Source organism: Citrobacter sp. S55_ASV_140 (assembly GCF_018919505.1).
In the GTDB taxonomy this organism is placed as follows: domain Bacteria; phylum Pseudomonadota; class Gammaproteobacteria; order Enterobacterales; family Enterobacteriaceae; genus Citrobacter; species Citrobacter werkmanii.
In genome coordinates this window covers 1-3,945 of the sequence record NZ_JAHLQZ010000280.1, presented here as the reverse complement: position 1 = coordinate 3,945, position 3,945 = coordinate 1, and the positions used below count along the sequence as shown (strand labels likewise).

The 3,945-nt window shown below is 47.7% G+C and carries 4 protein-coding genes; 3 read left to right on the top strand and 1 reads right to left on the bottom strand.

Features of this window, described 5'->3' with window-relative positions:
* Both mdoH and KQJ18_RS22385 read left to right on the top strand, forming a co-directional pair.
* Positions 1 to 2,053, top strand: a 2,053-nt coding sequence (gene mdoH, locus KQJ18_RS22390; RefSeq protein ID WP_216422776.1) for a glucans biosynthesis glucosyltransferase MdoH, incomplete at its 5' end; no start/stop codon positions are given.
* Positions 2,054 to 2,129: 76 nt separating this feature from the next.
* Positions 2,130 to 2,357: a YceK/YidQ family lipoprotein gene (locus KQJ18_RS22385; RefSeq protein WP_160956312.1), complete on the top strand. Its 228-nt coding sequence runs from the start codon at positions 2,130 to 2,132 to the stop codon at positions 2,355 to 2,357.
* On the opposite strand, the gene KQJ18_RS22380 is transcribed toward KQJ18_RS22385, so the two are convergent.
* Positions 2,358 to 2,735: a MysB family protein gene (locus KQJ18_RS22380; RefSeq protein ID WP_038643106.1), complete on the bottom strand. Its 378-nt coding sequence runs from the start codon at positions 2,733 to 2,735 to the stop codon at positions 2,358 to 2,360.
* Between the two features lie 689 nt (positions 2,736 to 3,424).
* Between KQJ18_RS22380 and KQJ18_RS22375 the strand changes: the two genes are divergently transcribed.
* Positions 3,425 to 3,945, top strand: a 521-nt coding sequence (locus KQJ18_RS22375) for an MASE4 domain-containing protein (protein WP_216422775.1), incomplete at its 3' end; no start/stop codon positions are given.

Below are 3,945 nucleotides of genomic sequence, written 5' to 3'. Positions count from 1 at the left end.
GTATCAGGGTTGGGCATTCATAAATCCGGTCGACATGATGGGGCAGGACCTGTGGGTCTCCTTTATGCAATTGCTGCCCTATATGTATATGCTACAGACCGGGATTCTGATTTTGTTTGCCGTGCTTTTCTGTTGGGTCTCTGCAGGGTTCTGGACTGCGCTGATGGGCTTCCTGCAACTGCTGATTGGGCGAGATAAGTACAGTATCTCCGCCTCAACGGTCGGGGACGAACCACTGAATCCTGAACACCGCACCGCACTGATTATGCCTATCTGTAACGAGGACGTTGACCGCGTATTCGCGGGGCTGCGCGCCACGTGGGAGTCAGTTAAAGCCACGGGCAACGCCGAGCATTTTGATGTTTACATCCTGAGCGACAGCTACAATCCTGATATCTGCGTAGCGGAACAAAAAGCGTGGATGGAACTGATTGCCGAAGTGCAGGGCGAAGGGCAGATTTTCTACCGTCGTCGTCGTCGTCGTGTGAAGCGCAAAAGCGGCAACATCGATGACTTCTGCCGCCGCTGGGGGAATCAGTACAGCTATATGGTGGTGCTGGATGCTGACTCCGTGATGAGCGGTGACTGTCTGAGCGGTCTGGTTCGTCTGATGGAAGCGAATCCTAACGCCGGGATTATCCAGTCTTCACCGAAGGCTTCCGGTATGGATACGCTGTATGCGCGTTGCCAGCAGTTCGCGACCCGTGTTTATGGCCCGTTGTTTACCGCCGGGCTTCACTTCTGGCAGTTGGGTGAATCGCACTACTGGGGTCATAACGCCATCATTCGCGTGAAGCCGTTTATTGAGCACTGTGCGCTTGCGCCGTTACCTGGCGAAGGTTCATTTGCAGGCTCGATCCTCTCCCATGACTTCGTGGAAGCGGCATTAATGCGTCGTGCCGGCTGGGGCGTGTGGATCGCTTACGATCTGCCGGGTTCTTATGAAGAGCTGCCGCCAAACCTGTTGGATGAGCTCAAGCGTGACCGTCGCTGGTGTCATGGCAACCTGATGAACTTCCGTCTGTTCCTGGTTAAGGGGATGCATCCGGTTCACCGCGCGGTGTTCCTCACCGGCGTTATGTCCTATCTGTCAGCGCCGTTGTGGTTCATGTTCCTCGCGTTGTCTACCGCATTGCAGGTAGTCCATGCGTTGACGGAGCCGCAGTACTTCCTGCAACCGCGGCAGCTATTCCCGGTCTGGCCGCAGTGGCGTCCTGAACTGGCGATCGCGCTGTTTGCTTCCACCATGGTGCTGCTGTTCCTGCCGAAGCTGCTGAGTATTTTGCTTATCTGGTGTAAAGGGACGAAAGAGTACGGCGGATTTATTCGCGTCACGCTGTCGTTGCTGCTGGAGGTTCTGTTCTCCGTGCTGCTGGCGCCGGTGCGTATGCTGTTCCATACCGTTTTCGTGGTGAGCGCATTCCTCGGTTGGGAAGTGGTGTGGAATTCGCCGCAGCGTGATGACGATTCCACCCCGTGGGGGGAAGCATTTATGCGTCACGGTTCTCAGCTCTTGCTGGGGCTGGTGTGGGCTGTGGGTATGGCCTGGCTGGATCTGCGTTTTCTGTTCTGGCTGGCGCCGATTGTCTTCTCGCTGATCCTCTCGCCGTTTGTTTCCGTAATTTCCAGTCGTTCTACGGTTGGGTTACGAACCAAACGCTGGAAGCTGTTCCTGATCCCGGAAGAGTACTCTCCGCCGCAGGTGCTGGTGGATACAGATACCTATCTGGTAATGAACCGTAATCGTACGCTGGATGACGGTTTTATGCATGCTGTGTTTAACCCGTCGTTTAACGCGCTGGCTACGGCAATGGCGACTGCTCGCCACCGTGTGAGTAACGTACTTGAGATTGCACGCGACCGTCATGTGGAGCAGGCGCTGAACGAAACGCCGGAGAAACTGAATCGCGATCGTCGCCTTGTGCTGTTAAGCGATCCAGTAACCATGGCGCGTTTGCACTATCGCGTCTGGAATTCACCTGATAGGTATTCTTCGTGGGTGAATTACTATCAGGGGCTGACCCTGAATCCGTTAGCGCTCAGGAAAAAATAAGCGTTCTGTAAAGTGAAAATACCGGCCTGGTGCCGGTATTTTTTTATACTGAATAAAAAGAGTCATGGGGTACCAGATGCGAATAGCGGCAGTAGCGATAATGGTCTTGTTCCTGAGCGGATGCGGCAGCATCATTAGCCGGACCATTCCAGGACAAGGGCATGGCAACCAATACTATCCGGGCGTACAGTGGGATGTCCGGGATTCCGCATGGCGCTACGTCACCATCCTCGACCTGCCGTTTTCGCTGGTGTTTGATACGCTGTTGTTACCGCTCGACATTCACCATGGGCCTTACGAGTAGTTATCGTTCATCCCATTCATCAGCTGCGGTCTGACCCTCTTCGGTATCAAGGGGAGGCTCCAGCTGAAATTCACCTTCGTCCCATTCGTGAAGCGTGTTTTCTTCCTGCCACTCCTGACGAATTTCAATCTCATCATAATCACCATCAAAAACGCTTTGCGCCGCTTCACCGCTTAGCATTGGCAGACATTCGCCATCGACATCATCCTCATCGGCAAAGAATTCTGCTTGCCACATAATGTCGCCATCCTGTAGCACGTATTTTTGTACGCTTAGCTGCTGAACACTGGCATCGTCAGCCTCCAGACCTGGGTTATCTGCCAGAAACACTTCACGAGCAGCATCAATAGCCTCTTCCAGCGTGGCATAAAAATACATGTCATTCTTTGCCATAATCTTCTCCTAAGGTGAACAATAAATGGTGATGATTCAATCTATAGACCTCGATCCGCGGAGCGTCAAACCCATTGACTGCAGAGCTAACCTAAATGAATGCCAGCCGTTGGTAGCGACGACAGGGTTTTATGATGACGTCTTCGATTGGTATGGAAAAATTTACAATGCGAGATACTGAAGTTGGCGTAATGGACGACCGCGAATTTGAGAAAAAAAGGTAATGTGTGTGGTTAGCAGTGGCGTAATGAAAATCAAATAAATAAACGATACTGTTATATAAATGAATCTTCAGATTTAATACGTATTTACTCGTGTTTTTGCTTGCAGTAATGCCCATTGTTCTGATGAGAGGATGTCTAACCTTATTAAAATAAAGGAAAAAATATTTATTAATGTAAAGAAATCACAGAGGTAATTACTGAGAGATACTGAACTCAAGAGGCGGAAAAGTAATGACTAAGTATCCGCCATGTGCAACATCTGTTAATGGCGTGAGGCGTTTTAAAAAAGGATACATAATAATAGATGATTAATACCAGGTGTTATAAATGGATAAAAAATCATTAAATAATAAATGAATAAATATCACTGAAGTTGTACGGCTATATAGATTGCAAATGCTTATGCTTTATTATATAAAATGCCAACTCAAGAATACTCCTAAGGATGTTATGGAAAACAGTAATTCAAATAACAGGAAGTTGATGGCGTTCTATATAACTTGCTTAATCAGCTATATTCTTGGTGGGTTATGTCTTACACAGTTTAAATTAACAATACAAAGTGTTCCGCAAACAATATATTTGATTATCATAGTAGGTTTATTCTTTTTATATGGAATTATTTTCCTGTTTATGTTGTTTCAGTATTTATGCAGAAAAGATCTAACATGTCTCATAGTCTTAGGTATGGCATTTCTTAGCAATAATATTTTCTTTGTGGAAACTATCTATATCGTTCAGGATTTAATCAATGATCACACTTCGATAGAAAAAAGAACTAACGATATCGCTATATTCTATTATTTTCGCCAGCTGAGTTTTATTGCTTTATTATTTGTATCCTTGAAATCTTATAAAGCATCTTCGACAATCCTTGAAACCAAAGAAAGAGAACCATGCTATATAGCGGTAGCATTTTTGATCATGTTGGCTATCGCTGTCCTGGCACATAGCCTGGCCAGTTATAACCC